This is a genomic window from Kutzneria sp. CA-103260 (genome assembly GCF_018263855.1).
Taxonomy (GTDB): domain Bacteria; phylum Actinomycetota; class Actinomycetes; order Mycobacteriales; family Pseudonocardiaceae; genus Kutzneria.
This window is the reverse complement of sequence record NZ_CP073318.1, coordinates 4339993-4365799: the sequence shown is the minus strand read 5'-3', so window position 1 is coordinate 4365799 and position 25807 is coordinate 4339993. Positions and strand designations below refer to the sequence as shown.

Below are 25807 nucleotides of genomic sequence, written 5' to 3'. Positions count from 1 at the left end.
CTACGCAACTCTGATGGGGTGAGCGAGTGGCACAAGACCGCGTGCAGCCTTTGCTACGTCAACTGCGGCATTGAGGTGCAGACCGAGGGGCGGGCGATCACGCGGGTGCGCGGGGATCGGGAGAACCCGAGGTCGCGGGGGTATCTGTGCCAGAAGGCGCAGCGGCTGACCTGGTACGGGGACCACAACGACCGGCTCACGACGCCGCTGCGCCGGCGCGAGGACGGCACGCACGAGCCGGTGAGCTGGGAGAAGGCTCTGCGAGAGATCGCCGCGAAGCTCAGGGCGGTGCGGGACGCGGACCTGGCGGCGGGGCGGCCGGGGTCGATGGCCTACGTCGGGGGCGGCGGCCAGGGCAACCACTCGGGCGGTGGCTACGGGTTGGCGCTGCGGAAGTGGATGAACTCCAGCCGGTTCTTCGGGGCGTTGTCGCAGGAGAAGACCGGCGACTTCTGGGTCAACGGCAAGATGTTCGGCGGCCAGACCAACCACACCGCCGAGGGCGTCGAGGAATGCGACCTGCTGCTGGTGATCGGCTGCAACCCGTGGCTGGCCAACGGGTTCAACCGGGCCCGCAGCGCGGTCAACGACATCAAGAACGACCCGGGGCGCCGGATGGTGGTGATCGACCCGCGTCGCACGGAGACGGCCGAGGTGGCGGACGTGCATCTGCCGCTGCGGCCGGGCACTGACGCCTACCTGCTCGGCGCGATGCTGGCGTTGATCATCGAGCGCGGCGGACAGGACGACGAATTCCTTGCCACGCATACGGAAGGCTTCGACGAGGTCAAGGCGGCCCTGGGCCGGATTCCGGTCGACGACTGGATCACCCACGCCGAGGTCGAGCGCGAGGACGTCGACCGGGCCGTGGACCTGATCCTGGCGGCCGAGGCGATGACCGTGCGGGTCGAGCTGGGCATCCAGCAGGGCCGCAACTCCACGTTGAACAGTTACCTGGAGAAGCTGCTCTACCTGCTGACCGGCAACTTCGGCCGGCCGGGCACCAACGCGCTGCACACCTGGCTGATGCCGCTGTGGAGCGAATCCCGGGGCGAGCGCTCGGAAATCACCGGCTTCGAGTACATCGGCGGCATGCTGCCGCTGAACACGCTGGCCGAGGAGATCCTGGCCGACCACCCGAACCGGGCCCGGGTGCTGTGGGTGGAGTCCTCGAACCCGGCCAACACGGCCGCCGACACGGCGAGCGTCGAGCGGGCGATCCGCGCCGCCGAGCTGTCGGTGGTGATCGACGTGGCCTTCACCGAGACCGCGGCGCTGGCCGACTACGTGCTGCCGGCGGCCTCCCAGCACGAGAAGTGGGAGTTCACGTTCTTCGACTTCGAGTTCCCCACCAACTACTTCCACCTGCGGCCGCCGCTGTTCGACCCGCTGCCGGGCACGTTGGTGGAGGCCGAGATCTACGCCCGGCTGTTCGAGGAGCTCGGTCTGCTGGACGCGTCCACAGTGGACGAGCTGGCCAGGGTCCCGCGGGTGGAGCTGCTCAAGGCAGCGTCCCCGGTGCTGCAAGAGAATCCAGCGGTCGCGCCGGTGCTGCTGTACCGGACGCTCGGGCGAACACTGCCCAATGGCGCCGCCGTGGCGGCGGTGCTGTGGCCGGGCTGTCTGACGTTGGCCAAGCGGATGCCCGTTGCCGTGCAACGGGCCCTGGACACCGACCTCGAAGGCCCGGCGCTGGCCTCGGAGCTGTTCGACCGGATCCTGGCCAACCCCAGCGGCCTGGCGTTCACCCGGCACTCCTACGACGAGGTCTGGCAGCTGATGCGGCACGACCGCGTGCACCTGGCCGTGCCGGAACTGCTGTCCTGGCTGGAAAGCCTCGACCCGGAGCGGGACCGCTCCGACCCGGAGTACCCGCTGTCGCTGATCAACGGGCAGCGGCGGCGGCACAACGCCAACCAGATCCTGCGCCCGCCGAGCTGGCGCCGTACCGACCCGGACGGCGCGCTGCACGTCCGCACCGACGACCTGACGGCCGTCAGCGCCGAGGCCGGCGACTGGGTGGCGATCGTCAGCCGGGTCGGCCGGATCGTGGTCCGGGCGGAGATCGACGACTCGCTGCGCAAGGGCCAGGTGGCGCTGCCGCACGGATTCGGCATGTCCGTGCCGGACGGCCACGGCGGCCGGGTCGTGCACGGCCCCAGGATCAACGTGATCACCGACGCGCACGACCGGGACCCGATCGCCGGCACCCCGCACCACAAGGACATGCCGGTGCGGCTGGAGCGGGCGACCGCCGCCGAGGTGGCGGCGGCCGCCCGGGACGCGGAAGTGGTGCACGCCCTCATCTCCGCCGGCTCCTGACCGTCCACTGTGTTCACTGGTCGGCCACGGTGACTCCCATGGATCGGGCGGTGCCGGCGACGATGCGCATGGCCACCGCGAGGTCGGTGGTGTTCAGGTCGGGCAGCTTGCGCTGCGCGACCGCCCGCAGCTGAGCGGCGCTCAGCCGGCCGGCGGAGCTGTGCCCGGGCCGGTCGGATCCCTTGCCACCCAGGGCCTTGCGGATCAGGTGCGAGGTCGGCGGCGTCTTCAGGCGCAGCTCGAACGACCGGTCGTCGGCGACGGTGACCACCACCGGCACGACGTCGCCGCGCTGGTCGGCGGTGGCCCTGTCGTAACTTCGCTTGACCTCGACGAGGTTGACGCCGGTCTGGCCGAGCATCTTGCCGAGGTCGGTCATGGCGGCGTTGCCCGCCTCGAGGTGCAGGGTGATCTGGTGGGTCTGCTTCTTCGCGCGTGCCATGGCGGCGGACGCTAGGGACTGACGTAAGTGGAGAGTCAACGCGATTTGCGCGCGCTCGACACCTGTGCCAGCATTGTGTCGACCCTTTGATACAAAGTTGGGGTAGCCATGGAACTGTTCACCGTCAGCCACCTAGTGGTGCTACTCGTCGTCGCCGTCGTGTCCGCGGGCGTCCTGCTGCTCCTGCTGTGGCCGACGGTCCGCAGCGGGGCGCGCGTGCTGCGCAACTGGGGCGTCGCCGAGCCCAGCTCGGAACAGGCCCAGGTCGCGCGCCGGTACCTGCGCCAGCGCAGGTTGCTCTACGTGCTGTTCATCATCCTGGCCGGACCGGTCAGCGGGCTGGCCGTGCTGGCCATCGGCCGCTCGTACTTCCCCTATGTGGGCTGGTTCCTGGCCGCGCTCCTGCTGGCGGAGCTGATCGCGATGCTCCGGCCGGTGCGCGGCGAGGTGCGGGTGGCGACGCTGGAGCGCCGCGGCATCGGCGACGTCCTGCCGATGTGGATGATCGTGGTGCACCTGGTGACGGTCGCCGCGGCGGTGGCGTCGGTGATCGTGCTCGCCGGGGACCCGGACATGGGCGGCGGTGTCGCGCCGGTGTGGGTGCAGGTGCTGGTGGTGGTCGGCAGCGCGGCCGCGGTCTACGCCGTGGCGTGGTTCGCGGTGGCCCGGCCCGCTGTCGGCGACGCCCAGGTCGACCGGGCGCTGCGACTGCGCAGCGCCCGGGTGACGATGGCCCTCGGCACGATGTTCGCGGCTACCCTGCTCGCCGGCTCGCTGAGCCTGATCGGCGGCTGGGTCGGCAGCGGGACCGTGATCACCCTGGGCTACCTCGCGCAGGGCTTCGGCCTGGTGATGTGGGCGCTGATGGCCAGCGTGTTCGCGTTCTGGAGCGGTTTCCGCGGCCAGGTGCCGGCCCGCAATGGCTGACCTGGTCCAGATCGCGGTGGAGCCGGACAACGGCGTCGCCCCGTGGCGGCAGGTGCGGGACCAGATCGCGGCCCGGATCGGCTCGGGTGAGCTGCCCGTCGGCGCGAAGTTGCCGACTATCCGGCAGCTCGCCCGCGACCTGGGCCTGGCCGCCGGCACGGTCGCCCGGGCCTACCGGGAGCTGGAGACCGTCGGCGTGCTGCAGACCAACCGCCGGCAGGGAACCGTTGTGGCGCAACGGGTCGTGCCGGACGAGGCGGCGGAGCAGCTGCGGGTGGCGGCTGCCGGCTACGTGACCAGTGCGCTGGCGTTGGGTTTCGGCGTGGAAGCGGCGGTCGCCGCCGTGCGGGATCAGTTCACGGATCAGTCGACGCAGGGGATGCCGCCGCCGGTGACGGCGCCGCCCTGAGGTCCCTCGGTCGGCACGGCCACCGAGGACAGCGGCGGTGCCGTCGTTCCGCCGGGAAGTGCTGTGGGCCAAGTGAAGTCCGAGCCGAGGTAGAGGGCGACGTGGTGCGCGGCGGCGGCGCTGCTGGGCACGAGCTTGGCGTTGCCGAGCAATGCGGCCAGTGTGGTGGCGTCCTCCTTGGCGGCGCTGCCGTAGTAGACGACAGTGGTGGCCTGATTGGCGGTGCCGGTGGTCTCACCGGCTGTGAAGCCGACGGTCGCCAGCGCGGCCGAGAGCTTCTTGGCGGTGCCGTCGGGCGCGCCGGCGTTGCGGATGTCCACAGTGGAGCCCTGGCCCTTGATCGCCGGCGGTGCGGACGTCGTGGTCGGGGCCGGGGCGCTGGAGGTCGCGGCCGGGGGATTGAACAGGGTGCGCACGACGGCCTGCACGTACGGCACGTCGATGACGTTGATGTCGGAGCCGTCGGAGTCCTTGCTGTAGCTCTTGATCGGCAGCGTGTGGAACTCGATGTTGCCGCCGGTCAGTGCCGAGGCCTGCTGGGCGAAGGAGAGCAGGTCCCAGTCCTTGTCCATGACCACGTCCTTGGCCGCGACGGTGAGCAGGTCCTGCATCTTGCCCAGGCTGCCGAACACGCCCTGGCCCTTGAGTTTGGTGGTGACGGCGGCCAGGAACGCCTGCTGCCGGTGGGTGCGGTCAAGGTCGTTGTTGGGCAGGTTGTCCCGCTGCCGCACGAAGGCCAGCGCCTGCGCGCCGTCGAGGTGTTGCGGTCCCTGCTTGAAGTTCGCGCCGGCGTTGGTGTCGGAGGTGGCGTGGTTGAGGCAGACGTCGATGCCACCGAGCTGGGTGGCCAGGTCGTAGAAGCCGGCCAGGCTGATCTCCGCGAAGTGGTCGATGGTGGTGTTCAGCAGGTGCTCGACGTTGTGGATGGTCGACGTGCGGCCGGCCTCGCGGCTTTCCCGCTCCAAAGTGGACTGGTCCCGCTCGCCCTGCGCGTAGAGCTGCTCCTGCCGCTGCTCCTTGGCCAGCCCGTAGGCTTCCTTGAGCTTGCCGGTCTTCTGGCCGAGCGGGGTGTCCACAAAGGTCACCTCGTCGTCGCGGGGCACCGAGACGGCCATCGCCTTGCTGCCGTCGTTGGGCACGTGCACGACGATCATCGTGTTGGTGTTGTAGCCGCCGCGCGTGCCGTCGCCGGCGTGCAGGGCGTCCTGCACCTCCTTGGGCAGCGGCTGGCCGTTCTGGTCCAGGCGGGTGGTCAGGCCCATGACCAGGATGTTCTGCGCGCCGTCCTTGGACTTCGGGCTGTCTCCGCTGATCGCCGAGGACGACCCGAGGTCCTGGAGCTGGCGGTAGGTGCCCCACGCGACACCGAAGGAGGCCAACACCGCGATCGACGCGCCGGCCGCCACCACTTTGCCGGCCAGCACGGCCACACGAATCCCCATGACGTCCCTACGCCGAAGCAGGTCATCGGGTTGCACGTGTGGCCGGGGTCATACTTCAGCGCCTGGCGGGGGTGACTCCGTCGAACCAGTTGCCGCCCAGGGCGATCTCCTTCTCACCGGCCACCGGCAGGTCGTTGAGGCGGGTGATCTCCTCGGCGGTGAGCCGGAGGTCGGCCGCGGCGGTGTTCTCCTCCAGCCGGGAGATGTGCAGGGTGCCGGGGATGGGCACGATGTCTGGGGCCTTGGCCAGCAGCCAGGCCAGCGCCACCTGGCCGGGGGCGGCGTCGTGCGCGGCGGCGATCTCGCGGACCGTCTCGACGGCGGCGAGGTTGGCGTCGAAGGCGCCGTCGGCGAAGCGCGGCATCCTGCGGCGGTAGTCGTTCTCGGGCAGGTCGCCGCGGGAGGCGATCCGGCCGGTGAGCATGCCGCGGCCGAGTGGGCTGTAGGGCACGACGCCGATGCCGAGCTCCCGGGTCAGCGGGACGATCTCCGTCTCGATGTCCCTGGTCCACAGCGACCATTCGGTCTCGATGGCGGTGATCGGGTGGACGGCGTGGGCGCGGCGGATGGTGTCCGGGGCAGCCTCGGACAGGCCCAGGTGACGGACCTTGCCGGCCTGGACGAGCTCGGCCATCGCGCCGACGGTCTCCTCGATCGGCACGGTCGGGTCGACGCGGTGCTGGTAGTAGAGGTCGACGTGGTCGGTGTTCAGCCGTCGCAGCGACCGCTCGATGCGCTCGCGCACGTACTCCGGGCGGCCGTTCATCCGCGGGCCGTCCTCGTGTAGCAGGGATTGAACGATGCCGAACTTGGTGGCGATGACGAACTGGTCGCGGCGGCCCGCGATGGCCCGGCCGATGACCTCCTCGCTGTCGCCGTAGCCGTCGGCCGTGTCGATCATGGTCACGCCGAGCTCCAGGGCCCGGTCGAGGATCGGTCCCGCGTCGACGGCCTGCTCGGCGGTCTGGCCGTAAGGACGGGCGAAGCTCATCGCGCCGTAGCCGATCGCGCCGACGGCGAGCGAACCCAGGTGACGCTGGGGGATGGGCATGTCTGACACCTCGGTGGTCACTGCGTGGGCCCTATGTCCACGACTGTGGACATCGTATGTCCGCACCTGTGGACATGCAAGGGGTGCGGCGTAGGCTGGCGTTATGACCGCCGAGGATCGACCCGTCCGCCGCCGCGATGCCGAGGCGACGCGGGCCGCCATCCTGCGCGCGGCCCGGGAGGCCTTCACCGAGCACGGCTACGACGGCGCCGGCGTGCGGGAGATCGCGCGGGCGGCCGATGTGGACACTCGTTTGATCAGTCGCTACTTCGGCTCCAAGGAGGGGCTGTTCGCCGAGGTCGTCGACGTGGCGTATGAGAAGTCGATGATGATGACGCCGGAGGCCAACGCCGACGCGGCCATACAGTTGTTGACCGGCACCGACAAGGCCGCGCAGGACGGCCTGCTGCTCACCCTGCGCTCGGCGGCCAATCCCCGCGCCGCCGAGATCATGCGGGACAGCATCGAGCGCAACTACCAGCGACGCCTGGCCGACGCGTTGCCGGGGGAGGACACCACCGGCCGCGCCGCGGTGCTGATCGCCATCTGCGCCGGCGTGATGCTGAACCGGATGTTGTTGGGCCACACCGAACTCAACGGTCCTGACGTGGCGCGCCTGGCTCCGCGCCTGCGCGCGGCCCTGGACGCGGTGGCCCTGGCTTAACTGGTTCCGGTCAGGCGTCGGGCGGCGTCCACCAGCACCTGCCCGTGCAGCTCGAACAGCGCGTCCAGGTCGACCGCGTCCCCGCCGATCTCGACGGCCACGAAGAACCCGTCCACCGCCGCCATCGCGTACACCGCCAGCAGTTCGACCTTGCGATCTGCCAATCCCGGCGCGTGCTCCCGCACCATCTCCCGGATCCGCGCCAGGGTCTTGGCCCGCACGTCCAGGAACACCCGCCGGGCGCTCGCCTCCTGGGGCCGACGCTCCAGCGTCAGCATCAGCCCGAGGCGTAGGAAGTCGGGCGTCTCGACCAGGGCCTTCCCGATGCGCACCACCAGCGTGGTGATGTCGTCGTCCGTCACGTCGAAGGCCTTCATCCACTCGACGAAGCTCTGCTCGATCACCGCGGCGATGAGCTCGTCCTTGTCCTTGAAGTGCCAGTAGATGGAGCTGGCCGGCAGTCCGCAGCGGGCGCTGACCTGGGCGATGCTGGTGCCGTCGTAGCCGCGCTCGCCGGCCACCTCGGCCGCCGCGTCCAGGATGCGCTGCCGCGACTCCTCCCCGTTGGCCCGCCGCTTGCGTGGTTCGCCCATCGTGACCACCTCCTTGACAACCCAGCTTACTGTAGCGACCATTCCAGTAACTACCGTAGTGATCGCTACAGGAACGAGGTCCGGTGTCCCACTACGACGTCGCCGTCGTCGGATACGGCCCGACCGGCGTCACCGCCGCCAACCTGCTCGGCGCTCTCGGCCTGCGCACGCTGGTCGTCGAGCGCGATCCCGACATCTACGCCCGCGCCCGGGCGATCTCCACCGACGAAGAAGTCGTCCGCGTCTGGCAGCGCATCGGCCTCGCCGACGAGCTGACCCGCGACATGCTGGCCGACCGGCCGATCAGCTTCGTCGACCACAGTGGACGGTCGTTCTACGACGCCGCCTTCACGTCGCGTGGCCACGGCTATCCGCCGCAGCTGTTCATCTACCAACCCGCCCTGGAAGCCACCCTCCGGCAAGGCGTCAAGCGACATCCGAACGTCACTGTGCGCCTGAACACCGCATGCCAGGGCATCCGCCAACGCCCCGACGCCGTTGAACTGGAACTCCCCGACAGCACCGAGACCGCCCGGTACGTGATCGCCGCCGATGGCGGCTCCAGCCCCATCCGCGGCCAGCTCGGCATCCGCTTCGACGGTCGCACCTACGAGGACCGGTGGGTGGTGGTCGACACGGTGGTCAAACGCGACTGGCCCGGCTGCGACCGGCTCCGGTTCCACTGCGACCCAGCCCGCCCGGCCGTCGACTGCCCGACTCCGCTCGGCCATCACCGCTGGGAATTCCCGGTCCTGCCAACGGAGAACGAGCAGCAGCTGACCGAGGACGTGTGGCGGCTGTTGGCCCGCTACGGCATCACCGACGACCATGTCGACATCCTGCGCGCGGTCGGCTACAGCCATCACGTCCGCGTCGCCGAACGCTGGCGGGTCGGCCGGGTGTTCCTGGCCGGCGACGCCGCGCACGCGATGCCGCCGTGGATTGGTCAGGGCATGGCCGCCGGCGTCCGCGACGTCGCCAACCTGTGCTGGAAGCTGGCCGGCGTCCTCAACGGCGAGTTCTCCGACAGCGTCCTCGATTCGTACGAAGCCGAGCGCAAACCCCATGTCCGGGCGACCATGAACCGGGCCGTCCTGGTCGGCCGGCTCATCACCGAACGCCGCCCGGCGATCACCAAGGCCCGGGATGTGTTCTTCCGGAGCCTCGGCCACCGGGCCTGGTTCAAGCAACTGATGATCAAACGCAGCTGGGTGCCGGAAGCCCATTACCGACAAGGGTTTCTCATCAGGAGTCGAGCCGCCGGGCACAAGATCCCGCAGCCCTGGGTGCTCGACGCCGCTGGTGCCCGTCGCCGGCTCGATGACGTCGTCGGTCCGGGTTGGGCGGTGCTCAGCCGCCACGACGAACCCGACGCGATCACGGTCCTCCCGCCCGGTTCCGCCGCCCGGCCCGGCTGCGTCGTCGACATCGCCGGCACGCTCATTGCCTGGCTCGCCCGACATCGGGCCGAAACCATCACCCTCCGCCCGGACGGCTTCGTCCACTCCTCCCGGAAGCGAATCCCATGAACGAGCGCACAATCCAGGTCGGCGGCCATCGGATCTTCGTGGCCGAGACCGGCGCCGGCCCGGCCGTCGTGCTGCTGCACGGCGGCGGCCCCGGCGCCTCCGGCGTTCCCACCTACAGCGCCAACATAGAGGCCCTGGCCAAGCAGTTCCACGTGATCGTGCCTGATCTGCCCGGATATGGCCGTTCCAGCAAGACGATCGACCAGAGCGACCCGTTCGGCTCGCTGGCCGACGCCGTCCGCGGCGTGCTCGACGAGCTGGGCCTCGACTCCGCCACCCTGGTCGGCAATTCCTACGGCGGCTCGGCCGCCCTGCGGCTCGCCCTGGACACACCGACCCGCGTCGACCGGCTCATCCTCATGGGCCCCGGCGGTATCGGCACCACCAGGTCGCTGCCGACTCGCGGCCTGCGCCGCCTGCTCGGCTACTACCCGGAGCCCAGCCGGGAGAAGATCGCCACCTTCATCCGCGAGTACCTGGTGTTCGACGGATCTTCCGTGCCGGACACGATGATCGACGAACGGTATCGGGCCAGTCTCGATCCGGAGGTGATCGCCAACCCGCCGCTGCGCCGGCCGTCCAGCCTGAAGACCTTGCTGAGCATGGACTTCCTTCGGGACCGCCGGCTGCGCACGCTCGACGTGCCGACGCTTGTGCTGTGGGGCACCAAGGATCGGGTGAACCGCCCGTCCGGCGGCACGGCCCTGGCCACGATCATGCCCAACTGCGACCTGATGCTGTTCGGCAACACCGGCCACTGGGTGCAGTGGGAATGCGCCGACCGGTTCAACCACCTGGTCGCCGACTTCATCGGGAGCGCCGCGTGAACGACGTCTTCGGCAACGTGCACCTGGGCTATGTCGTCATCGAGACGCGGAAGTTCGCCGACTGGCGGCGGTTCGGCGTCGATGCCATCGGCATGGCCATGGAAACCCTTGACCATGGCACGATGCGGTTCCGCCTGGACGACCGTGAATGCCGGTTCCTGCTGCATTACGGTCCGGCCGAGGACGCGACGGCCATCGGCTGGCACATCGACGACCACGAGACGTTCGACCGGGTTCTCGCCCGGGTCGTCGACCGCGGCGTTCCCGTCACCGAGGGAACGCCCGACGAAGCCGCGCATCGGGGCGTCGAGCGGCTCTGGCGGTTCCCCGGTCCCAAGGGCCTGGCCCAGGAGGTCTTCACCACGCCGGTGGCGAACCCCAATCCGGTCAAGGGTTTTGTCACCGGTGAGGGCGGCCTGGGGCACATCGCCGTCACGTCCGTGCAACCGCACAAGGTTCGCGGTTACTACAACACGGTGTTCGACGCCCGGCTCACCGACTATGTCGACGAGACCATCAGCGGCGTCAAGCTCAAGATCCGGTTCCTGCGGGTCAACAGCCGGCACCATTCGGTGGCCGTCGCCGCGACCGGTGGTCTGAAGTTGGATCCGATCCGCACCCGCATCCAGCACCTCAACATCCAGGTCGCCGACCTGGACGACATGACCCAGGCCTACCAACGGGTTCGCGAGCTCGGCTTCGGCATGGCGCTGTCGGTCGGCCAGCACACCAACGACCGCGAGCTCTCTTTCTACGCCCGCACCCCGTCCGGCTTCGAGTGGGAGGTCGGCTGGAACCCGGTCGCCATCGACGAGTCCACTTGGGAACCGGCCACCTATCAGGGCATCAGCATCTGGGGCCACACGCCCGTCGGTCAGACGGTGCTCGACCGCCTGGCCCAGTTCAAACGGGCCGCGCAGTCGTTGCGGGAGCAGGAGGAGACGGTGCCGGCGCTCAGCGGCGCCGGCATCCCGGATGACTAGAGCGTGTCTCACAGGCGAGTCTCCTAGCTAGGCTGCCGTCCACCCGAATTCCGGTGCCCCGTCGTTGATCTTCACCGACCAATCGCTGTGGTGAATCAGTCGATGATGCTGTCCGCACAGCAGGACGAGGTTGTCGGTGTTGGTGGGGCCGCCGTCTGCCCAGTGGATCACGTGGTGGGCGTGACATTGCCGTGGTCTTCGATGACATCCAGGGAACGCGCATCCTCGATCTCGGATGATCAACGCCCGCCGGATCTGCGTCGGGATCGTCCGGGTGGTGCGTCCGATGTCCAGCGGCTGGGACTGGGCACCCAGGACCACGCGCAGGACGGTGCTGTCGCAGCCGATCCGGCGGGCGGAGGCGGCGTTGATCGGCCCTGACCCGTCCATCTCGGCCGTGCCTCGCTGGGCCAGGAAGTCCGCCAGCGGCATGGTCAGGGCGAGGTGGGGCTTCTCGCCGCCTTCGTCGGGAAGGCTGTCGCTGCCGGCGGCGAGGTCGATGATCTCGGCGAGGGCATCGCCCTGACGTTGCGCGGTGGTGCGGGTGTCGTCAGCGGAGGCGGGCTTGGCCAGGGGGCTGAGCATCGCTTCCAGCTGTGCTCCGCTTTCCGGGTCGAGCTTGCCCCGGAAGACCATGGAGCCGTCGCGCCGGTTGGTGTAGTGGAATTCTCGGGCGGGTTCGGCTAGGTCGGGGTCGTCGGGTTCTTTGCCGTCCTGGTCGAGCAGCTGCAGGATGCGCTGCCCGAGCATCCGCAGCGCCGCCCCGTCGAAGACGCGCGCCTTGTCCAGCAACTCGGCCTCGACCTTGTCCCGGTCAGGTTCCGGCGCATCGGCCAGTGTCTTGTCCAGCACGGTCAGGTGCTGCTTGCTGAGCACCCCCGCCCGCGCCGCCTCGCGAACAGCCTCGCGTCGGAACAGCTGGGCGTGCCGCAGCAGGTCCCGCGCCTCCGCCCGAGTGATCTTCCACCGTGCCGCGAGATCCGCCACCAGCGCCCGCTGGTCATCCTTGCCCCGCGCCGTGCGACCCCACAGCTCACCGACCAGCTCGACCTGCCGCACGTACTCCGCGCGCTGCCGGTCCTGGCTCTGCTGGCCGGCGGCCCACAGCGATCCCTCGTCCATGCGCCACCACTGGGCGTCGGCGGTCAGGGTCGCTTCCATGCCCCCGATTCTACCGTCCTAATGTGATCGATTCCTGTTGTGGGGCAAGGATTACCTGTGTGGGTGACAAAATCAGGCAAGCGCTTTCCGGGCTGGCAGTGGCGGGGCGGTGGCGGTGCGGCGACGACGATGCGTGGTGGGGCGAGCAGGGCGTGGGGCGTTGCGGGGTAAGGGGATTGGCCGGCGGGCAGCCAGGGTAGGGGGTCGGAAACTGGCGGGCGGGGCCGGGAGCCAGGCCTAGGGCCAGTGACTAGGAGCCGAGAGCCGGGGCTGACGGAATGACATACCTGCCAACAGCAACTGCGCGGTGCGGACGCCCGAGTCACAACCGCGCCGACCGATTGGCAACTGCGCGGTGCGGACGCCCGAACCACACCCCACCCCAGGCAACCCACCTCACGGCAACACAACCACCCGAGCCCACCCCACCCCAGTCCACAGCCCTCCCTAGACGCAACTCCACAACCAACCGGCAGCAAACCACCCAACGCCACCACCCACCCAACCCTAGCGAACTTGCCAACCGTCCACGCAGGCCCGCAACCCACCACCCGTCACTTGAGGAACTCCAGCGCGTTGCCGCCGAGGATCTTGGCCTGGTCGCCCTCGGTCAGGAAGTCGGACTTCTGCACCACCCGCCCCACCGGTCGTTCGCCCAGCGGATACGGATAGTCGCTGCCCAGCATGATGTTGTCCACGCCCAGGGTGTCCACCAGCAACCGCAGCGCCGCCGGCTCGAACACCACACTGTCCACACTGAACCGACCGACATAGGCTGACGGCGGCCGCTCCGAGGTGCCGAGGATGTCGTGCCGCTGGTGCCAGGCGTTCTCCAGCCGCCCCAGCCAGAACGCGAACGAGCCGCCGCCGTGGGCGAAGCAGATCCGCAGGCTGTCCGACACCCGGTCGAACACCCCGCCCAGCACCATCGCCACCAGCGACAGGTGGGTCTCGGCCGGCATGCCGGTGATCCACTGGGCCATCCACCGGTTCAGCCGCGGCGAGGACGGCATGTCCCACGGGTGCACGAAAACCGGCGCGCCGCGGTCGGCGCAGTGTTGCAGGAACTGGACGATGCCGGCGTCGTCGAGGTCGCGGTCCCCGACGTGGTTGCCGATCTCCACGCCACGATGCCCGTTGTCCAGGCACCGGTCCAGCTCGCGGCAGGCCAGATCCGGGTCCTGCAACGGAACCTGGCAGAACGGGATCAGCCGGCCGTTCGACGACGAGGTCAGCGACAGTGACGCGTCGTTGAACACCTCGGCGATCCGCAGCGCCTCGCGCGGTGTCCGGTCGTAGGAGAAGAACACCGGCGTCGGCGACACGACCTGGGCGTCCACGCCGTCGGATCCCATGTCGGCCAACCGTTCCGCCTGATCCCAGCTGTTGGCCTGGATGTGCCGGAACTCCCGCGATCCCACCATGATCGTCGCCTCGCGGACGCTGTCCACCCGCAGCCACGGCGCGTCCTCCCAGCCCAGCGCCGGCCACTGCGCCGGCACGTTGTGGGTGTGGATGTCGATAATCGTCATCGGGCGTCCTTCCCCGGGTGCACCGTGCCGCACTGAGGGCACTTGCGCAGGTTCTCGTCGGCGTAGAACTGCTCGAACACCGGCGGCAGGTCGACGACGATGTCCCGCACCTGGAGCTCGATCTCGTGCACCAGGGCGTTGCAGTCCAAGCAGTACCACTGGAACTTCTCCAGCACACCCTCTTCCCGGATGCGCTCCAGCACGATGCCCACCGAGCCGGGAACGGGACGCTGCGGCGAATGCGGCGTGTTCCTGGGCAGCAGCCACATCTCGCCCTCGCGGACGTGCTGCGTGACGATGCCCTCGTCGGTCTGGAGGTTGATGTGCATGTCCCCACGGAACTGGAAGAACCACTCCTCGTACGGGTCCACGTGGAAGTCGGTGCGCTCGTTGGGGCCGCCCACCACCTGCACGATGAAGTCGCCCTGCGGGACCCACATCTCCTTGTTGTTCACCGGCGGCTTGAGCAGGTGCTGGTTGTCCTCGACCCACCGGGTGAAGTTGAACGCCGGGTTCAGCGTGGTCATGACTGGCCGCCTTTCAGCAGGGCAACTGCCTGGATCTCGATCAGCAGGTGCGGGTGGGGGAGCTGGTGCACGGCGACGGTGGTGCGGGCCGGCCCGTTCTCGTCGAAGAACTGGCCGTAGACCTCGTTGTAGCCACGGAAGTCGTTCATGTCGACCAGATAGCTGGTCACCTGCACGACGTCGGTCAGCTCCGCACCGACGGAGTCCAGGATGTCCCGGATGTTCTCGATCACCGCCCGGGTCTGCTCCCGGATGTCCAACGAGGTGACGCCGAGGGCGTCCACCGAAGCCCCGGCGATGGTGTCGTCCGGGCGGCGGCTGCTGGTGCCGGAGACGAAGGCGAAGCCGCCGGCGATCCGGACGTGCGGGTAACGCCCGCGCGGGGTGGCCTTCCCGGCCACGGTCTTGGCAGTCACAGTTTCACGCACACATTCGTCGGCTCGGTGTAGAAGTGCAGGGAGTGGGCGCCGCCCTCGCGTCCGATCCCGGATAGGCCGGAACCGCCGAACGGGGACCGCAGGTCCCGCAGGTACCAGGTGTTGAGCCAGGACATGCCGACTCGCATCGCCCCGGCAACCCGGTGGCCGCGCTGGAGATCGGTCGTCCAGACCGCGGCCGCGAGTCCGTACGGGCTGTCGTTGGCCAACCGAATCGCCTCCTCCTCGGTGTCGAACGGCATCAGGGCGGCGACCGGACCGAAGATCTCCTCCTGCACGATCCGCGCCGAGTTGCCGACGCCGGTCCACAGCGCCGGTTCCACCCACGAGCCGCCAGTCAACTCCTCACCAACGGACGGAATCCCGCCCCCGGTCAGGAGGCGTGCGCCTTCCTGCTCGGCGATCGCGTAGTACGACAGCACCTTCTCCCGGTGCCCCTGGGAAATCAGCGGCCCGGTGGTGGTCTCCGGGTCGTCGGGACGGCCGAAGCGCAGCTCCTGGGCCCGCTTGGCCAGCCCGGCGGCGACCTCGTCGAAGATCCCGCGCTGCACGTAGACCCGTTCCGTGCACAGACAGACCTGGCCGGTGTTGGTGAACACCGAACGAGCCAGTCCGTCCACAGTGGACTCAAGGTCGGCGTCGTCGAACACCACAGCCGCGTTCTTGCCGCCGAGCTCGAACGACACCGGCAGCACCCGCGGCGCGACGGCCTTCATGATCGCGGACCCGGTCCGGGACTCGCCGGTGAAGGTGATGCCGTCGACGTCCGGGTGCGTGGTCAGGAACTCGCCGGCCGAACCCGGACCGAAGCCGTGCACCACGTTGAACACGCCGGCCGGGGCGCCGGCCTCGGCGATGATCTCGGCCAGCAGCGTGGCGCTGGCCGGCGTCTCCTCGGACGGCTTGACCACCACGGCGTTGCCGGTGGCCAGCGCCGGCGCGACCTTCCAGGTCAGCAGCAACAGCGGCAGGTTCCACGGCACGATCACGCCGACCACGCCCAGCGGCCGGCGGACCGCGTAGTTCAGTGCGGTCTCGGTGAGGAACGAGTCGACACCGAGCCCGGCCACCAGGTCGGCGGCGGCCCGGAAGTTGGCCGCCGCCCGCGTGACGTCGAGGTCGCGGGCCAGCGGGACCGGCTTGCCGGTGTCGGCGACCTCGGCCGCCAGCAGCTCGTCGAACCGGGCCTCGATGCGGTCGGCGACGCGGCGCAGCAGCGCGACCCGGTCAGCTGCGGTGAACCGGCCCCACGCGCCGTCCAACGCGGCCCGGGCGGCGCGGACCGCGCGGTCCACCACCTCCTGGTCGGCCGCCTGGACGCGGGCGACGAGCGAGCCGTCCACCGGATTGACGTCGTCGAACTCCTCGCCACCGGCCACGAAACTTCCCCCGACGAAGTTCTGCAAGAGGCGTGTCATGCCTCGATCGTGGCGGCCCGGAGCTATGCCTGGCCAATGCTTGAATCGGCCGGAGATATGCTCGTGTCAACATAGCTTCGGATCTCCGCCCCGACGGCCTCCAGATGCCGCACGAACGCCTCCAGGCTCGGGCTCTGGCCACGGCCGACGGCCAGCGTGAGGCCGACCAGCCGGTCCACGTTGGGCAGTTCGACCGGCAGCACAGCCAGCGCCGGATCGTCCTTGGCCAGCAGCGCCGGCAGAGTGGCGATCATGTCCGCGTCGATCAGCAGCGTCCGCAGCGTCGGCAGCGACGTGCACTCCACGCGGTTGGTGGGAATCCCCAGGCCCTGTCGGAAGAAGACCTGCTCCACCTCGCCACGCAGCGAGGTCTGCGGCACCGGCAGCACCCACGGATAGTCGATCAGGTCCGCCAATTCCGGGTCGACCAGGGACAGCGCGGGATGCCCGGCGCGGACCACGACCCGAACCGGCTCGTGGTAGAGCCGGATCCGGCGGGTCCGCTCGTCCGCCTCCGGAGTCAGCCGGCCGACCACCAGGTCGATGTCGCCGGTCAGCAGGTCCTCGGTCAGCCGGTCCGGGGTCGCCTCCCGGACCACCACCGTGACGTACGGGAACTGCCGCTTGAGCCGGGCGATCGCCGTCGGCAGCAGCACGTTCGCGCCGCTGAGGTGGTTGCCGACCACCACCGTGCCGACCATGCCGGCGCTCAGCTCGGCCACGTGCCGCCCGGCCTGCCGGATCTGCGCGACGATCGCCCGCGCGTCGTCCACGAACGCCCGCCCGTAGGCGTTCGGCGTCACCCCGCGCGGCCCCCGGTCGAACAGCTCCACATCCAGGATCTGCTCCAGTTCCCGCAGGCCGCGGGTCACCACCGGTTGCGTCACCCGCAGGCGCTCGGCCGCGCCGACCAGGCTGCCCTGCTCGGCCACGGTGACCACGAGCACCAGGTGCCGCACCTTCAGGCGGCCGTCCAGCAGCCGGTTGACGTCCATGGCCCATTGTGACGTGAGCCTCGAACGATGCACTGAGTGCAGAACTGCCCGTAGTGTAAAACTCGTGCCCAGGGAAATCGGTGGTCGTGAGGCGGCCAGCATGCAGCGCCGCCGGCAGCGCATCATCCGGGCCGCGACGGAGCTGCTGGTCGACCACGGCGTGCAGGAGCTGTCGGTGGACGAGGTGGCCGAGCGGGCCGAGGTGTCACGCCGCACGGTGTTCAACTACTTCCACTCCACCGACGAGCTGCTCATCGCGGTCGGCACCGACCTGCTCGGCGACGTCGTCAACAGCCTCAACGACGACCGCACGCCGGCCCCGGCCGGGACCGGCACGCACGCGGCGCTGCTCGACGACCTGCTGACACTGCTGGGCGCCACGGACCTGCTCGGCACGATGATCCGCCTGACGCACATCCTCGGCCCGATGGGGCACCAGGACACGCGGGTGCTGGCGATCGTGCGGGACACGATGCTGGGGGTCAGCGAGCGCCTGACGGCTCGCGCCCGCGAGCGGCATCCCGACGTGCCGCCGATGGACGCCGAACTGCTGGTCTCCAGCCTGATCGGTGGCCTGATCGTGCTGCACAAGCACTGGACCGAGCGGACCGGGCTGGCCGACACGCCCGAGACCCGGCGGCTGTGGTCCGACATGTTCGACCGGCTCGTCGTCCACATGCGCGACGGCTTTCTCGCCCTTCCCTGACCAGTTCGACCCGGGAGCCCATCACCATGGCGCAGTTGCTCTATCGACTCGGCCGGCTCGCCGCCCGTAATCCGATCCGGGTGATCGCGTTATGGGTGGTGGTGCTCATCGGCGCGGCCACGGCCTACCTGACCGCCGGCGGCACCCTGGCCACCAGCTTCGACATCCCCGGCACGCAGACCGCCGCGGTCACCGCCAAGCTGGCTCAGAAGCTGCCGAACCTGGCCGGTGTCAGCGGGACCGTCGTGTTCCAGACCAAGGACGGCAAGCCGTTCACCCCGGCCCAGCGCACCGCCGTCGCGAACCTGTTGACCGGCCTCAAGGGGCAGGACCGGGTGCGTGACGTCGTCGACCCGTTCGCCACCGAGCAGCAGCGGGCCGACCAGGAGAAGCAGCTGGCCGACGGGCAGAAGCAGGTCGACGACGGCAAGGCCCAGATCGCCGCCGGACGGCAGCAGCTCGCCGCCGCGCAGAAGCAGCTGGACGCCGCGAAGGCCGCCGCCGGCGGGCAGGCCGTGCCGCAGCTGGCCCAGCAGCAGGCCCAGCTCGACGCGCAGACCAAGCAGCTGGACGCGTCCGAGGCGCAGATCGCCACCAAGTCCAAGCCGCTGGAGTTGGGCAAGGAGCTGCTCGGCTTCGCGGCCAACGTGCGCACCGTGTCCACCGACGGCGGCACCGCGACCGGCCTCGTGATGTTCAGCGACGACGTGTACTCGCTGCCGCAGGAGGCCAAGGACAACGTCGCGCACAAGCTGGACGCCGCCTCGATCCCAGGTGTGCGGGTCGACTACTCGTCCGAGATCGCCCAGTCCACCGACGGCATCATGGGGCCCGGCGAGGTCACCGGCCTCATCGTTGCGGCCCTGGTGCTGCTGCTTATGTTGCGCACCCTGCTGGCCACCGTGCTGCCGCTGATCTCCTCGCTGATCGGGGTCGGCGTCGGTGTGGCCGGGGCGATGGCCTTCTCCGGCGTGGTCGACATGGCGTCGGTGACCCCGGTGCTCGGCCTCATGCTCGGCCTGGCCGTCGGTATCGACTACTCACTGTTCATCATCAACCGCCATCGCCGGCAGTTCCGCGCCGGCATGGAGCTGCACGAGTCGATCGGCCTGGCCAACGGCACGGCCGGCGGCGCGGTGGTCTTCGCCGGTGCCACCGTGATCATCGCCCTGCTCGCGCTCAACGTCACCGGCATCCCGTTCCTGGGTGTCATGGGCGATGTCGGCGCGGTCTGCGTGGCCATCGCCGTGCTGGTCGCCATCACGCTGCCGGCCGCGCTGCTCCGGCTGGTCGGCGCACGTCTGCTTACCCGGCGCGCCCGCGCTTCCATCGGCGCGGACGAGCACGCGGAGGTCGCGCCGAAGCCGATGCCGACCTGGCGGGCGGTCGTGACCGCGGCACTGGCGATCGCGGCCCTGCTGGTGATCGCCGCGCCGGCGCTGTCGATGCGGCTGGGGCTGCCTGACGGCTCGGCCCAGGACACCAACTCCACCGCGTACCGGACCTTCAAGACCGTGGCCGACAAGTTCGGCACCGGTGTCAACGGCCCGCTGCTGGTCACTGCCCAGACGCCCAAGCCGGTCGCCGCCGACGACGTGCTGTCCACCCAGGTCGACATCGCCCGCGAGCTGAGCAAGCAGCCCGACGTGGTCGCGGTCGCGCCGGCGGCGGTGGCCGACAGCAAGGACTTCTTCGCCTTCCAGGTGGTTCCGGCCGAGGGACCGACCAGTGTGTCCACTTCGGACCTGGTCACCCGGTTGCGTTCGTTGCCGTCGCTGCGCAGCGACATCACCGGGGGCATCACCCTCGGCGTCGCCGGCACGGCCAGCGCCAACATCGACGTCGCGGACAAGCTGTCCGGCGCGCTGCCGGGGTACCTCATCGTGGTGGTCGGCCTGTCGTTGCTGATCATGATCGTGGTGTTCCGCTCGCTGCTGGTGCCGCTGATCGCCACCGCCGGCTATGTGCTGTCGCTGTTCGCGGCGTTCGGCGCGGTGGTCGCCGTCTACCAGTGGGGCTGGCTGTCCGCGGTGTTCGGCGTGCACGATCCCGGGCCGGTGCTGGACTTCGCGCCGATCATCCTGATGGGTGTGCTGTTCGGCCTGGCCATGGACTACCAGCTGTTCCTGGTGTCGGGCATGCGAGAGGCCTTCGTGCACGGCGCGCCGGCTCGGGTCGCCATCACCGCGGGGCTGCGCAACGGGCGGGCGGTGGTCGTCGCCGCGGCGATCATCATGGTCTCGGTCTTCGGCGGCTTCGTGTTCTCCGAGCTGACCTTGGTCCGGCCGCTGGGCCTCGGCCTGGCCGTCGGCGTGCTGTTCGACGCGTTCGTGGTGCGGCTGCTGCTGGTGCCGGCGTTGATGCACCTGGCCGGCCGGGCCGTCTGGTGGCTGCCCCGCTGGCTGGACCGTGTGCTGCCCAATGTGGACATCGAGGGCGCGGTTCTGGAGCGCACGCATCCGCTGCCGAGCGCGGATTCCGTCAGCGAACGGGAAAAGGTCGAGTCACACTGACTCACCAGGCGAGTCTGGTGTCGTCCTGGTAGACCTCGCCGGAGGGGCCGTCGTCGTCCACAGTGGCCAGTCGGATGGCGACGGCGGCGCCCTCTTCGGGGGTGCGGGTGCCCCGGTGCTGGTTGAAGTCGGTCGCGACGTGGCCGGGCGCGGCGCCGTTGATCTTCAGCTTGGTGCCGGCGAACTCGCGGGCGTAGTGCGCGGTGAGTGCGTTGAGGGCGGTCTTGGAGCTGGAGTAGACCATCGAGGGCTGGCCGGCCCAGGCACCGGGCTCGCCCAGGGAGCCCCGCATGCTGGTCACGTTGACCACACGCGGGGCTTCCGCCTTGTCCAGGAGGGGCAGGAAGGCGTTCATCATCCGCACCACGGCGAAGACGTTGACCTCGTAGACGTTGCGGTAGTCCTCGACGATCTCCTCGGTGGGGCGGGGGATGTGGTCGAGGGGGCGGAACAGCAGCGGATGCACGCCGGCGTTGTTGACCAGCACGTCGAGGCGGCCGAACTCGGTTTCGACGTGTTGGGCGAGCGCGTCGACCTGGTGCTGTGACGTGACGTCCAGTTGGACGGGGCGGACGTCGCCCGCCAGCTCATCGGCGGTCTGGGCGGGGTCGCGGGTGCCCATGAGGACGGTGAACCCCTTGGCGGCCAGTCCGGTCACGATCGCCAGTCCGATTCCCTTGTTGCCGCCCGTGACCAGGGCGATCTTGCTTGCTGTTGTCATGACAACACCGTAGCTCGCCTGCTGTTGTCATGACAACAGCAGGCTCGGTAAGGTGGCTCACGTGGACCTGTTGACCGAGGACGAGCTGCGGTTCTGGCACGCGTGGAAGCACGCGTCGGAGACGGTGCGGGCCCGCGTCGCCGAGGACATCAGCGCCGCCACCGGCCTGTCCGACGCCGACTTCGGGATCCTGACCCGGCTCGTCGACCTGGGCGAGGGATCCCAGGGTGGCGGGTCACTGCGGCAGAACGAGCTCGCGGCCTCGCTGGGCTGGCACCGCAGCCGGCTGTCCCACCAGCTGACCCGCATGGAACAGCGCGACCTGATCCGTCGCGACCCGGCCGACGGCGGTGTCGTCGTGACGATCACCGACCGCGGCACAGCCGACGTCGCCGCGGCCCGCCCGGTCCACGCCGCGGCGGTGCGCGAGCACCTGCTGGACTTTGTCCCGCCGCGCCAGGCGGGGGAGATCGCCGCCCTGCTCGGCGTCATCGCCGACCGTTAGGGTGGGGCCGGTGGCGATCAAGCTCGTTGTTGTCGACGACCAGACTTCGGTCCGCGAGGCGCTGGCCGTGATGCTCGGGCTGGCCGAGGATGTGGACGTCGTGGCGACGGCCACCAACGGCGAGGAAGCCGTCGCGGTGGTGGGGGAGCATCGCCCGGACGTGGTGCTGATGGATCTGCACATGCCGAAGCTGGGCGGCGTCGCGGCCACCGCGAAGATCCACGAGCAGGCCCCGGACGTGCACGTGGTGGTGCTGACGACGTTCGAGGACGACGAGTCGATCCTGGCGGCGCTGCGGGCCGGGGCCTCGGGCTACCTGACCAAGGAAGCGGACCGGGCGACCCTGTTGCAGGCGGTGCGCAGCGCCAGCCACGGGCAGTCGGTGCTGGACCCGAGGGTGCAGCGGCGGCTGCTGACCCTGGCCACGGCCCGGCCGGTGGCCAGCGAGACTCCGTTCAACCTCACCGCCCGCGAGTTCGAGATCCTCGGCCTGATCGGCGAAGGCCTGCGCAACCCGGAGATCGCCAAGCGGCTGGTGATCAGCGAGGCCACGGTGAAGACCCACATCAACAACCTGTTCGCCAAGGCCGGTTTCCACTCCCGCACCGACGCCGTCCGCTACGTGCTGAACAACCGGGTGGAGACCGGTCTCCACCCGGGGCCGTAGCCCGGAAATACGGCGGCGGTCCCAAGACCGGCAAGGGCGGTTTTCCTAATCTGGTGTCGAACCTGATTGGGAGGAACAATCGTGAGTGCGCCACTGGAAATCCTGTTGGTCATCGCCCTTGTCGGCTACATGCTGATTCGCCGCCTGCTCGGCGAGCCGGCCCAGGCCAAGCGCATGCTGGTGCTGCCGGCGGTGCTCACCGTGATCGGCCTGTCCAGCGCCAAGGACGTCCTGCACGACCCGCTCCAGCTGGGCTTTCTCGTCGTGACCACGCTGATCGGCGTCGGCCTCGGGGCGCTGCGGGGCCTGAGCGTCCGGGTGTACGTGCAGGACGGAATCGCCAACATGCGCTACACCGCGATGTCCATTGTGCTGTGGGTCGTGAACATTGTCGCCAAGTTGGGCGGCAATTTCCTGCTGGCCGCGGTCGACCCGCACGCGAACGGTGGCAACACGCTGATGCTGACGCTCGGCGCGGGCCTGCTGGTGGAGGGGGTGGTCGTGCTGGCCAAGGCCATGCGCACCGACGGCCAGGTGATCTGGCAGCAGGGCAAGGACGGCGCCCCGCACCAGACCTCGCAGTTCCTCAACGACCTGCAGTCCCGCATCGGCCGGCGCTGACCGCTACGCTGGCCGGCGATGACAGTGATCGATCGGGAACAGTGGCTGATCGAGGTCGTGGTCCGACCGGTCCTGACTCTCGGCTGCATCCTCGTGACGGCGGTCGAATTCCCCAGCCACGAGGTTATGGCGCGGCCGTTCACGACCGGGCTGCTGGTGGTGGTGTCGGCGCTGGGCCTGGCCACGCTGGCGCCGTGGGGTCGCCCTCCACAATGGACACTGCCACAGTGGACACAGCTGGGTCTGCTCGGCCTGTACGCGGTGACCGGTTCGTTGCTGCTGCCGCTGGCTCAGCCCACGCTGGCCCCGATGTTCGCGTTCCTCGCGGCCTCGGCGACCGGCAAGCTGACCGGCCGCAAGCCGGCCATCGCCATCGCGGTGCTCACCTCGGTCAGCAGTGCCGTCGCCGTGGCAGTGGTCAACGGGATCGCACCGTCGCCGACCCAGTGGCCGTGGTGGGAGGGGCTGATCACGGGATTCCCGGCGTACATCAGCATTGCCCGCGTGGACCGGCTGGCCGCGCTGGCCAACGCGAAGCGGGCGGCGGCCGAGGCCATGCGGGCGGCGGAGTCGGAGGCGCGGGAGGCGACCCTGCTGGAGCGCGGCCGGATCGCCCGGGAGCTGCACGACGTGCTCGGCCATTCGCTGACCGGCATCGCGCTCCAGCTCGACATGGCCGACGCGCTCAACGAGAACGACCGCCGCGACGAGGCTACGCAAGCCATCAGACACGCCCGGAAGCTGGCCGTGAACAGCATCGTCGACATGCGTGGGGCGGTCGAGGCCCTGCGCGAGGACACCGTGCCGTTGAGTCGAACCCTGCGGACCATCGCCGACAACGCCGGCGCGTCGCTGGCCGTGGCGGGGGAGGAGCGGCCCGTCCCGGCCGAGGCCGCGCACGCCATCCACCGTGCCGCCCAGGAAGCCCTGACCAACGCCGCCAAGCACGCGCCCGGCGCTTCCGTGACGATGGAGTTGGCTTTCGACAAGGACTCCGTGACCCTGACTGTCGTGAATGGACAGTCCAAGGTTCCGGTGCCGGCCGGTATCGGCGGCGGCACCGGCCTCGGCCTGTCCGCCATGCGGGACCGGGCCGTGGCGCTCGGCGGCACCCTCGACGCCGGTCCGTCCGGTCCAGGCTGGGCCGTGAAGCTGACCCTCTAGAACCGGGCCACGAACCGCCGCTGCCACGGTGTTTCCACCGCCCGTGGCGAATAGTGGTCACGGACATAGGCCACCGCTTCTTTGCCGGGCACCCCGTCCAGCACCGCCAGGCAGGCCAACGCCGTCCCCGTGCGGCCATGCCCGCCGCTGCAAGCCACCTCGACCCGTTCTGCACCGGCTCGTTCCAGCAGTTCGTGCAGCGCTGTCCGGAACGCCTCCCGGTCGGTCGGCAGCCAGAAGTCCGGCCAGCGGATCCATCGGCTGTCCCACGGCATCGGGCCCGGATCAGCGCCTTGCAGGTAGAGCCCGAACTCCGCCGTCGGCCCGGGCGGCAGCGGATTGCGCAGGCCACGCCCGCGAACCAGCCGCCCCGAGGGCAGCCGGCACAACCCGGGCGTGGCCCGCGCCCACATCAGCCGATCACCGCGTACGAGGTCGAGCTGCCGGCCCCGATCGCCGTGACGCCGCTGAGGCCGGCCACCAGCTGCGCGGCGATCAGGTTGGTGCCGCGCTGCCCGTCGGTGTTGTCGCCCCAGCTCCACACCGTGCCGTCCGACTTGAGGCCCAGCCCGAAGTTGGCGCCGCCGGCGATCGAGGTGATCCCGGTCGGGCCAGGGATCTGGTGTGGCGTCGGATCGACGTTGGTCCGCTCGCCGGTGCCGAGCGCGTTGAGTTCGTTCCCGCCCCAGCTCCACACGGTGCCGTCCGCGGCCAGCGCGTACGCGGTTTCGGTCGTGTGGCCGTTGGCCAGCCCGACGATCGCCGGCAGGCCGTTGACCTGGGCCGGCGGGGTGTTCGCCTGGAGGTTCATCGCGCCTCGCTCACCGAACGTGTCGCTGCCGCCCCACGCCCACACCGTACTGTCGGACTCGCGGGCGAACACCGTGCCGGTGGCCGTGGTGCTGATGGCCGTCACATCGGCCAGCCCGGCCACCTCCTGCCGGTTCGCCTGCGGGGCGGGGCCGCCGAGGTCGCCCAGGCGACCCCAGCCGTAGACCTTGCCGGCCATGACCAGGTAGGCGGCGCCGGACCCGGCGGCGATCGCCGTCGCCGTCCCCGGGCCGGCGATCTGCTGCGGCGTCGCGAACCACTGGTCGGCATCCGGCGTGACCTGGTTGAAGAAGTTGTCGCCCCAGCCCCACACCGAGCCGTCACGGCCGAGCACGTACCCGTTGTGGCCGCTGTAGGTGATCGCGGCGGCGGGCGGCAGCCCGTCCAGGCGCGTCGGCACCGGAGTCACGTCCTGGCTCTGGCTGCTGGCGGTGCTGGAGCCCCACGTCCAGACGCCGCCGTCCGAGTCCAGTGCCGCCCCGTTGTCCGAGCCGCCGGCGACGGACGTGATGCCGGACAGGCCGAACACCTGGCCGGGCCGGCTCTCCCCGGCCCCGACGGTGCCGGTGCCGAGCTCGCCGTGGTCGTTCGCGCCCCAGCTGACCGGGCAGTGCACCGCGCACGCCGACGACGCCGGCGCGAAGTAGCCGTCCAGGTCCGCTCGCACGTCGACGTTGCCCACAGGCGACAGCGGCGTGAAGCCCGAGCCGGCCGGGGCCACGCTCGTCGGCGTCGCGGCAGCCGGGACGGCCATCCCCACAACGAGGACGGCGGCCAGTAACAAGGCACGTCTCACCATGCACTCCACCCCTGACCCGAG

At 70.0% G+C, this 25807-nt stretch carries 26 protein-coding genes; 13 read left to right on the top strand and 13 right to left on the bottom strand.

The genetic code is table 11. The annotated features are described in order from the left end of the window. Positions 1-18: 18 nt before the first annotated feature. A complete protein-coding gene (locus JJ691_RS18680; RefSeq protein WP_211770027.1) occupies positions 19-2322 on the top strand; it encodes a molybdopterin-dependent oxidoreductase in 2304 nt (767 codons plus the stop codon). A 13-nt stretch (positions 2323-2335) separates the two neighbouring features. On the opposite strand, the gene JJ691_RS18675 is transcribed toward JJ691_RS18680, so the two are convergent. Further along, positions 2336-2764, bottom strand: a complete 429-nt coding sequence (locus JJ691_RS18675) for an uL11 family ribosomal protein (protein ID WP_211770026.1) — start codon at positions 2762-2764, stop codon at positions 2336-2338. Between the two features lie 108 nt (positions 2765-2872). On the opposite strand from JJ691_RS18675, the gene JJ691_RS18670 reads away from it, so the two are divergent. Together JJ691_RS18670 and JJ691_RS18665 are read left to right on the top strand one after the other, a co-directional pair. After that, positions 2873-3691 (top strand): hypothetical protein, encoded by an 819-nt coding sequence (locus JJ691_RS18670; protein WP_211770025.1) that lies wholly within the window; start codon positions 2873-2875, stop codon positions 3689-3691. Next, positions 3684-4100: a GntR family transcriptional regulator gene (locus JJ691_RS18665; RefSeq protein ID WP_211770024.1), complete on the top strand. Its 417-nt coding sequence runs from the start codon at positions 3684-3686 to the stop codon at positions 4098-4100. The genes JJ691_RS18670 and JJ691_RS18665 overlap by 8 nt, the downstream gene beginning before the upstream one ends. Here the strand turns inward: JJ691_RS18665 and JJ691_RS18660 are convergent. Both JJ691_RS18660 and JJ691_RS18655 read right to left on the bottom strand, forming a co-directional pair. Further along, positions 4055-5542 carry an LCP family protein gene (locus tag JJ691_RS18660; RefSeq protein WP_211770023.1) on the bottom strand — a complete coding sequence of 496 codons (1488 nt, stop codon included), beginning with the start codon at positions 5540-5542 and terminating at the stop codon, positions 4055-4057. The two genes, JJ691_RS18665 and JJ691_RS18660, sit on opposite strands and share 46 nt — an antisense overlap. A 55-nt stretch (positions 5543-5597) precedes the next feature. Continuing rightward, positions 5598-6593 (bottom strand): aldo/keto reductase, encoded by a 996-nt coding sequence (locus tag JJ691_RS18655; RefSeq protein ID WP_211770022.1) that lies wholly within the window; start codon positions 6591-6593, stop codon positions 5598-5600. Positions 6594-6696: 103 nt separating this feature from the next. Between JJ691_RS18655 and JJ691_RS18650 the strand changes: the two genes are divergently transcribed. Next, positions 6697-7257 (top strand): TetR/AcrR family transcriptional regulator, encoded by a 561-nt coding sequence (locus tag JJ691_RS18650; RefSeq protein ID WP_211770021.1) that lies wholly within the window; start codon positions 6697-6699, stop codon positions 7255-7257. On the opposite strand, the gene JJ691_RS53060 is transcribed toward JJ691_RS18650, so the two are convergent. After that, entirely contained in the window at positions 7254-7850 is a 597-nt protein-coding gene (locus JJ691_RS53060) for a TetR/AcrR family transcriptional regulator (protein WP_211770020.1), read from the bottom strand. The genes JJ691_RS18650 and JJ691_RS53060 overlap by 4 nt on opposite strands. Positions 7851-7933: 83 nt before the next feature. Between JJ691_RS53060 and JJ691_RS18640 the strand changes: the two genes are divergently transcribed. The 3 genes from JJ691_RS18640 to JJ691_RS18630 are packed head-to-tail and all read left to right on the top strand — an operon-like array spanning position 7934 to position 11189. Then, positions 7934-9379, top strand: coding sequence for a bifunctional 3-(3-hydroxy-phenyl)propionate/3-hydroxycinnamic acid hydroxylase (locus JJ691_RS18640; protein ID WP_211770019.1), 1446 nt, complete (start codon positions 7934-7936; stop codon positions 9377-9379). Next, positions 9376-10206, top strand: a complete 831-nt coding sequence (locus tag JJ691_RS18635; RefSeq protein WP_211770018.1) for an alpha/beta fold hydrolase — start codon at positions 9376-9378, stop codon at positions 10204-10206. Before JJ691_RS18640 ends, JJ691_RS18635 begins: the two co-directional genes overlap by 4 nt. Beyond that, positions 10203-11189 carry a VOC family protein gene (locus tag JJ691_RS18630; protein ID WP_249228020.1) on the top strand — a complete coding sequence of 329 codons (987 nt, stop codon included), beginning with the start codon at positions 10203-10205 and terminating at the stop codon, positions 11187-11189. The genes JJ691_RS18635 and JJ691_RS18630 overlap by 4 nt, the downstream gene beginning before the upstream one ends. Positions 11190-11216: 27 nt before the next feature. Here the strand turns inward: JJ691_RS18630 and JJ691_RS18625 are convergent, their stop codons facing one another. The 6 genes from JJ691_RS18625 to JJ691_RS18600 all read right to left on the bottom strand — a co-directional run bounded on the left by JJ691_RS18625 (position 11217) and on the right by JJ691_RS18600 (position 17259). Beyond that, on the bottom strand, positions 11217-12350 hold the full coding sequence (locus JJ691_RS18625; protein WP_211770016.1) for an HNH endonuclease signature motif containing protein: 1134 nt from the start codon (positions 12348-12350) through the stop codon (positions 11217-11219). A 554-nt stretch (positions 12351-12904) separates the two neighbouring features. Then, entirely contained in the window at positions 12905-13882 is a 978-nt protein-coding gene (locus JJ691_RS18620) for an amidohydrolase family protein (protein ID WP_211770015.1), read from the bottom strand. Then, positions 13879-14409, bottom strand: a complete 531-nt coding sequence (locus JJ691_RS18615; RefSeq protein ID WP_211770014.1) for a 3-hydroxyanthranilate 3,4-dioxygenase — start codon at positions 14407-14409, stop codon at positions 13879-13881. Before JJ691_RS18615 ends, JJ691_RS18620 begins: the two co-directional genes overlap by 4 nt. Then, positions 14406-14825: a RidA family protein gene (locus tag JJ691_RS18610; protein ID WP_211770013.1), complete on the bottom strand. Its 420-nt coding sequence runs from the start codon at positions 14823-14825 to the stop codon at positions 14406-14408. Before JJ691_RS18610 ends, JJ691_RS18615 begins: the two co-directional genes overlap by 4 nt. Then, positions 14822-16264 (bottom strand): 2-hydroxymuconic semialdehyde dehydrogenase, encoded by a 1443-nt coding sequence (locus JJ691_RS18605; RefSeq protein WP_211770012.1) that lies wholly within the window; start codon positions 16262-16264, stop codon positions 14822-14824. The genes JJ691_RS18610 and JJ691_RS18605 overlap by 4 nt, the downstream gene beginning before the upstream one ends. Before the next feature lie 23 nt (positions 16265-16287). Beyond that, positions 16288-17259 carry a LysR substrate-binding domain-containing protein gene (locus tag JJ691_RS18600; RefSeq protein WP_211770011.1) on the bottom strand — a complete coding sequence of 324 codons (972 nt, stop codon included), beginning with the start codon at positions 17257-17259 and terminating at the stop codon, positions 16288-16290. A gap of 64 nt (positions 17260-17323) precedes the next feature. Here JJ691_RS18600 and JJ691_RS18595 point away from each other — a divergent pair, with 64 nt between their 5' ends. Together JJ691_RS18595 and JJ691_RS18590 are read left to right on the top strand one after the other, a co-directional pair. Beyond that, entirely contained in the window at positions 17324-17965 is a 642-nt protein-coding gene (locus JJ691_RS18595) for a TetR/AcrR family transcriptional regulator (RefSeq protein WP_211770010.1), read from the top strand. 26 nt (positions 17966-17991) lie between these two features. Next, complete coding sequence (locus tag JJ691_RS18590) at positions 17992-20478, top strand: MMPL family transporter (protein ID WP_211770009.1); 2487 nt, start codon at positions 17992-17994, stop codon at positions 20476-20478. 1 nt (position 20479) lies between these two features. Here JJ691_RS18590 and JJ691_RS18585 read toward each other — a convergent pair whose 3' ends face one another. Continuing rightward, positions 20480-21199, bottom strand: a complete 720-nt coding sequence (locus JJ691_RS18585) for an SDR family NAD(P)-dependent oxidoreductase (protein WP_211770008.1) — start codon at positions 21197-21199, stop codon at positions 20480-20482. Between the two features lie 61 nt (positions 21200-21260). Here JJ691_RS18585 and JJ691_RS18580 point away from each other — a divergent pair, with 61 nt between their 5' ends. From JJ691_RS18580 to JJ691_RS18565, 4 genes are all read left to right on the top strand, one after another. Then, positions 21261-21704 carry a MarR family winged helix-turn-helix transcriptional regulator gene (locus tag JJ691_RS18580; protein ID WP_211770007.1) on the top strand — a complete coding sequence of 148 codons (444 nt, stop codon included), beginning with the start codon at positions 21261-21263 and terminating at the stop codon, positions 21702-21704. A 10-nt stretch (positions 21705-21714) separates the two neighbouring features. Then, entirely contained in the window at positions 21715-22371 is a 657-nt protein-coding gene (locus JJ691_RS18575) for a response regulator (RefSeq protein WP_211770006.1), read from the top strand. Between the two features lie 81 nt (positions 22372-22452). Then, complete coding sequence (locus JJ691_RS18570; RefSeq protein WP_211770005.1) at positions 22453-22992, top strand: DUF1453 domain-containing protein; 540 nt, start codon at positions 22453-22455, stop codon at positions 22990-22992. A gap of 18 nt (positions 22993-23010) precedes the next feature. Further along, positions 23011-24156 (top strand): sensor histidine kinase, encoded by a 1146-nt coding sequence (locus JJ691_RS18565; RefSeq protein ID WP_211770004.1) that lies wholly within the window; start codon positions 23011-23013, stop codon positions 24154-24156. Here JJ691_RS18565 and JJ691_RS18560 read toward each other — a convergent pair. Together JJ691_RS18560 and JJ691_RS18555 are read right to left on the bottom strand one after the other, a co-directional pair. After that, positions 24153-24569 (bottom strand): protein-tyrosine phosphatase family protein, encoded by a 417-nt coding sequence (locus JJ691_RS18560; protein WP_211770003.1) that lies wholly within the window; start codon positions 24567-24569, stop codon positions 24153-24155. The two genes, JJ691_RS18565 and JJ691_RS18560, sit on opposite strands and share 4 nt — an antisense overlap. Beyond that, complete coding sequence (locus JJ691_RS18555; protein ID WP_211770002.1) at positions 24569-25786, bottom strand: RCC1 domain-containing protein; 1218 nt, start codon at positions 25784-25786, stop codon at positions 24569-24571. Before JJ691_RS18555 ends, JJ691_RS18560 begins: the two co-directional genes overlap by 1 nt. Positions 25787-25807 lie beyond the last annotated feature (21 nt).

What these genes read in the sequence shown, in the direction of transcription:
- JJ691_RS18560 (WP_211770003.1), bottom strand. Translation starts at nt 24,569, where the DNA reads ATGTGGGCGCGGGCCACGCCCGGGTTGTGCCGGCTGCCCTCGGGGCGG.
- JJ691_RS18615 (WP_211770014.1), bottom strand. Translation starts at nt 14,409, where the DNA reads ATGACCACGCTGAACCCGGCGTTCAACTTCACCCGGTGGGTCGAGGAC.
- JJ691_RS18650 (WP_211770021.1), top strand. Translation starts at nt 6,697, where the DNA reads ATGACCGCCGAGGATCGACCCGTCCGCCGCCGCGATGCCGAGGCGACG.
- JJ691_RS18660 (WP_211770023.1), bottom strand. Translation starts at nt 5,542, where the DNA reads ATGGGGATTCGTGTGGCCGTGCTGGCCGGCAAAGTGGTGGCGGCCGGC.
- JJ691_RS18620 (WP_211770015.1), bottom strand. Translation starts at nt 13,882, where the DNA reads ATGACGATTATCGACATCCACACCCACAACGTGCCGGCGCAGTGGCCG.
- JJ691_RS18665 (WP_211770024.1), top strand. Translation starts at nt 3,684, where the DNA reads ATGGCTGACCTGGTCCAGATCGCGGTGGAGCCGGACAACGGCGTCGCC.
- JJ691_RS18565 (WP_211770004.1), top strand. Translation starts at nt 23,011, where the DNA reads ATGACAGTGATCGATCGGGAACAGTGGCTGATCGAGGTCGTGGTCCGA.
- JJ691_RS18605 (WP_211770012.1), bottom strand. Translation starts at nt 16,264, where the DNA reads ATGACACGCCTCTTGCAGAACTTCGTCGGGGGAAGTTTCGTGGCCGGT.
- JJ691_RS18585 (WP_211770008.1), bottom strand. Translation starts at nt 21,199, where the DNA reads ATGACAACAGCAAGCAAGATCGCCCTGGTCACGGGCGGCAACAAGGGA.
- JJ691_RS18655 (WP_211770022.1), bottom strand. Translation starts at nt 6,593, where the DNA reads ATGCCCATCCCCCAGCGTCACCTGGGTTCGCTCGCCGTCGGCGCGATC.
- JJ691_RS18675 (WP_211770026.1), bottom strand. Translation starts at nt 2,764, where the DNA reads ATGGCACGCGCGAAGAAGCAGACCCACCAGATCACCCTGCACCTCGAG.
- JJ691_RS53060 (WP_211770020.1), bottom strand. Translation starts at nt 7,850, where the DNA reads ATGGGCGAACCACGCAAGCGGCGGGCCAACGGGGAGGAGTCGCGGCAG.
- JJ691_RS18600 (WP_211770011.1), bottom strand. Translation starts at nt 17,259, where the DNA reads ATGGACGTCAACCGGCTGCTGGACGGCCGCCTGAAGGTGCGGCACCTG.
- JJ691_RS18590 (WP_211770009.1), top strand. Translation starts at nt 17,992, where the DNA reads ATGGCGCAGTTGCTCTATCGACTCGGCCGGCTCGCCGCCCGTAATCCG.
- JJ691_RS18635 (WP_211770018.1), top strand. Translation starts at nt 9,376, where the DNA reads ATGAACGAGCGCACAATCCAGGTCGGCGGCCATCGGATCTTCGTGGCC.
- JJ691_RS18625 (WP_211770016.1), bottom strand. Translation starts at nt 12,350, where the DNA reads ATGGAAGCGACCCTGACCGCCGACGCCCAGTGGTGGCGCATGGACGAG.
- JJ691_RS18555 (WP_211770002.1), bottom strand. Translation starts at nt 25,786, where the DNA reads ATGGTGAGACGTGCCTTGTTACTGGCCGCCGTCCTCGTTGTGGGGATG.
- JJ691_RS18670 (WP_211770025.1), top strand. Translation starts at nt 2,873, where the DNA reads ATGGAACTGTTCACCGTCAGCCACCTAGTGGTGCTACTCGTCGTCGCC.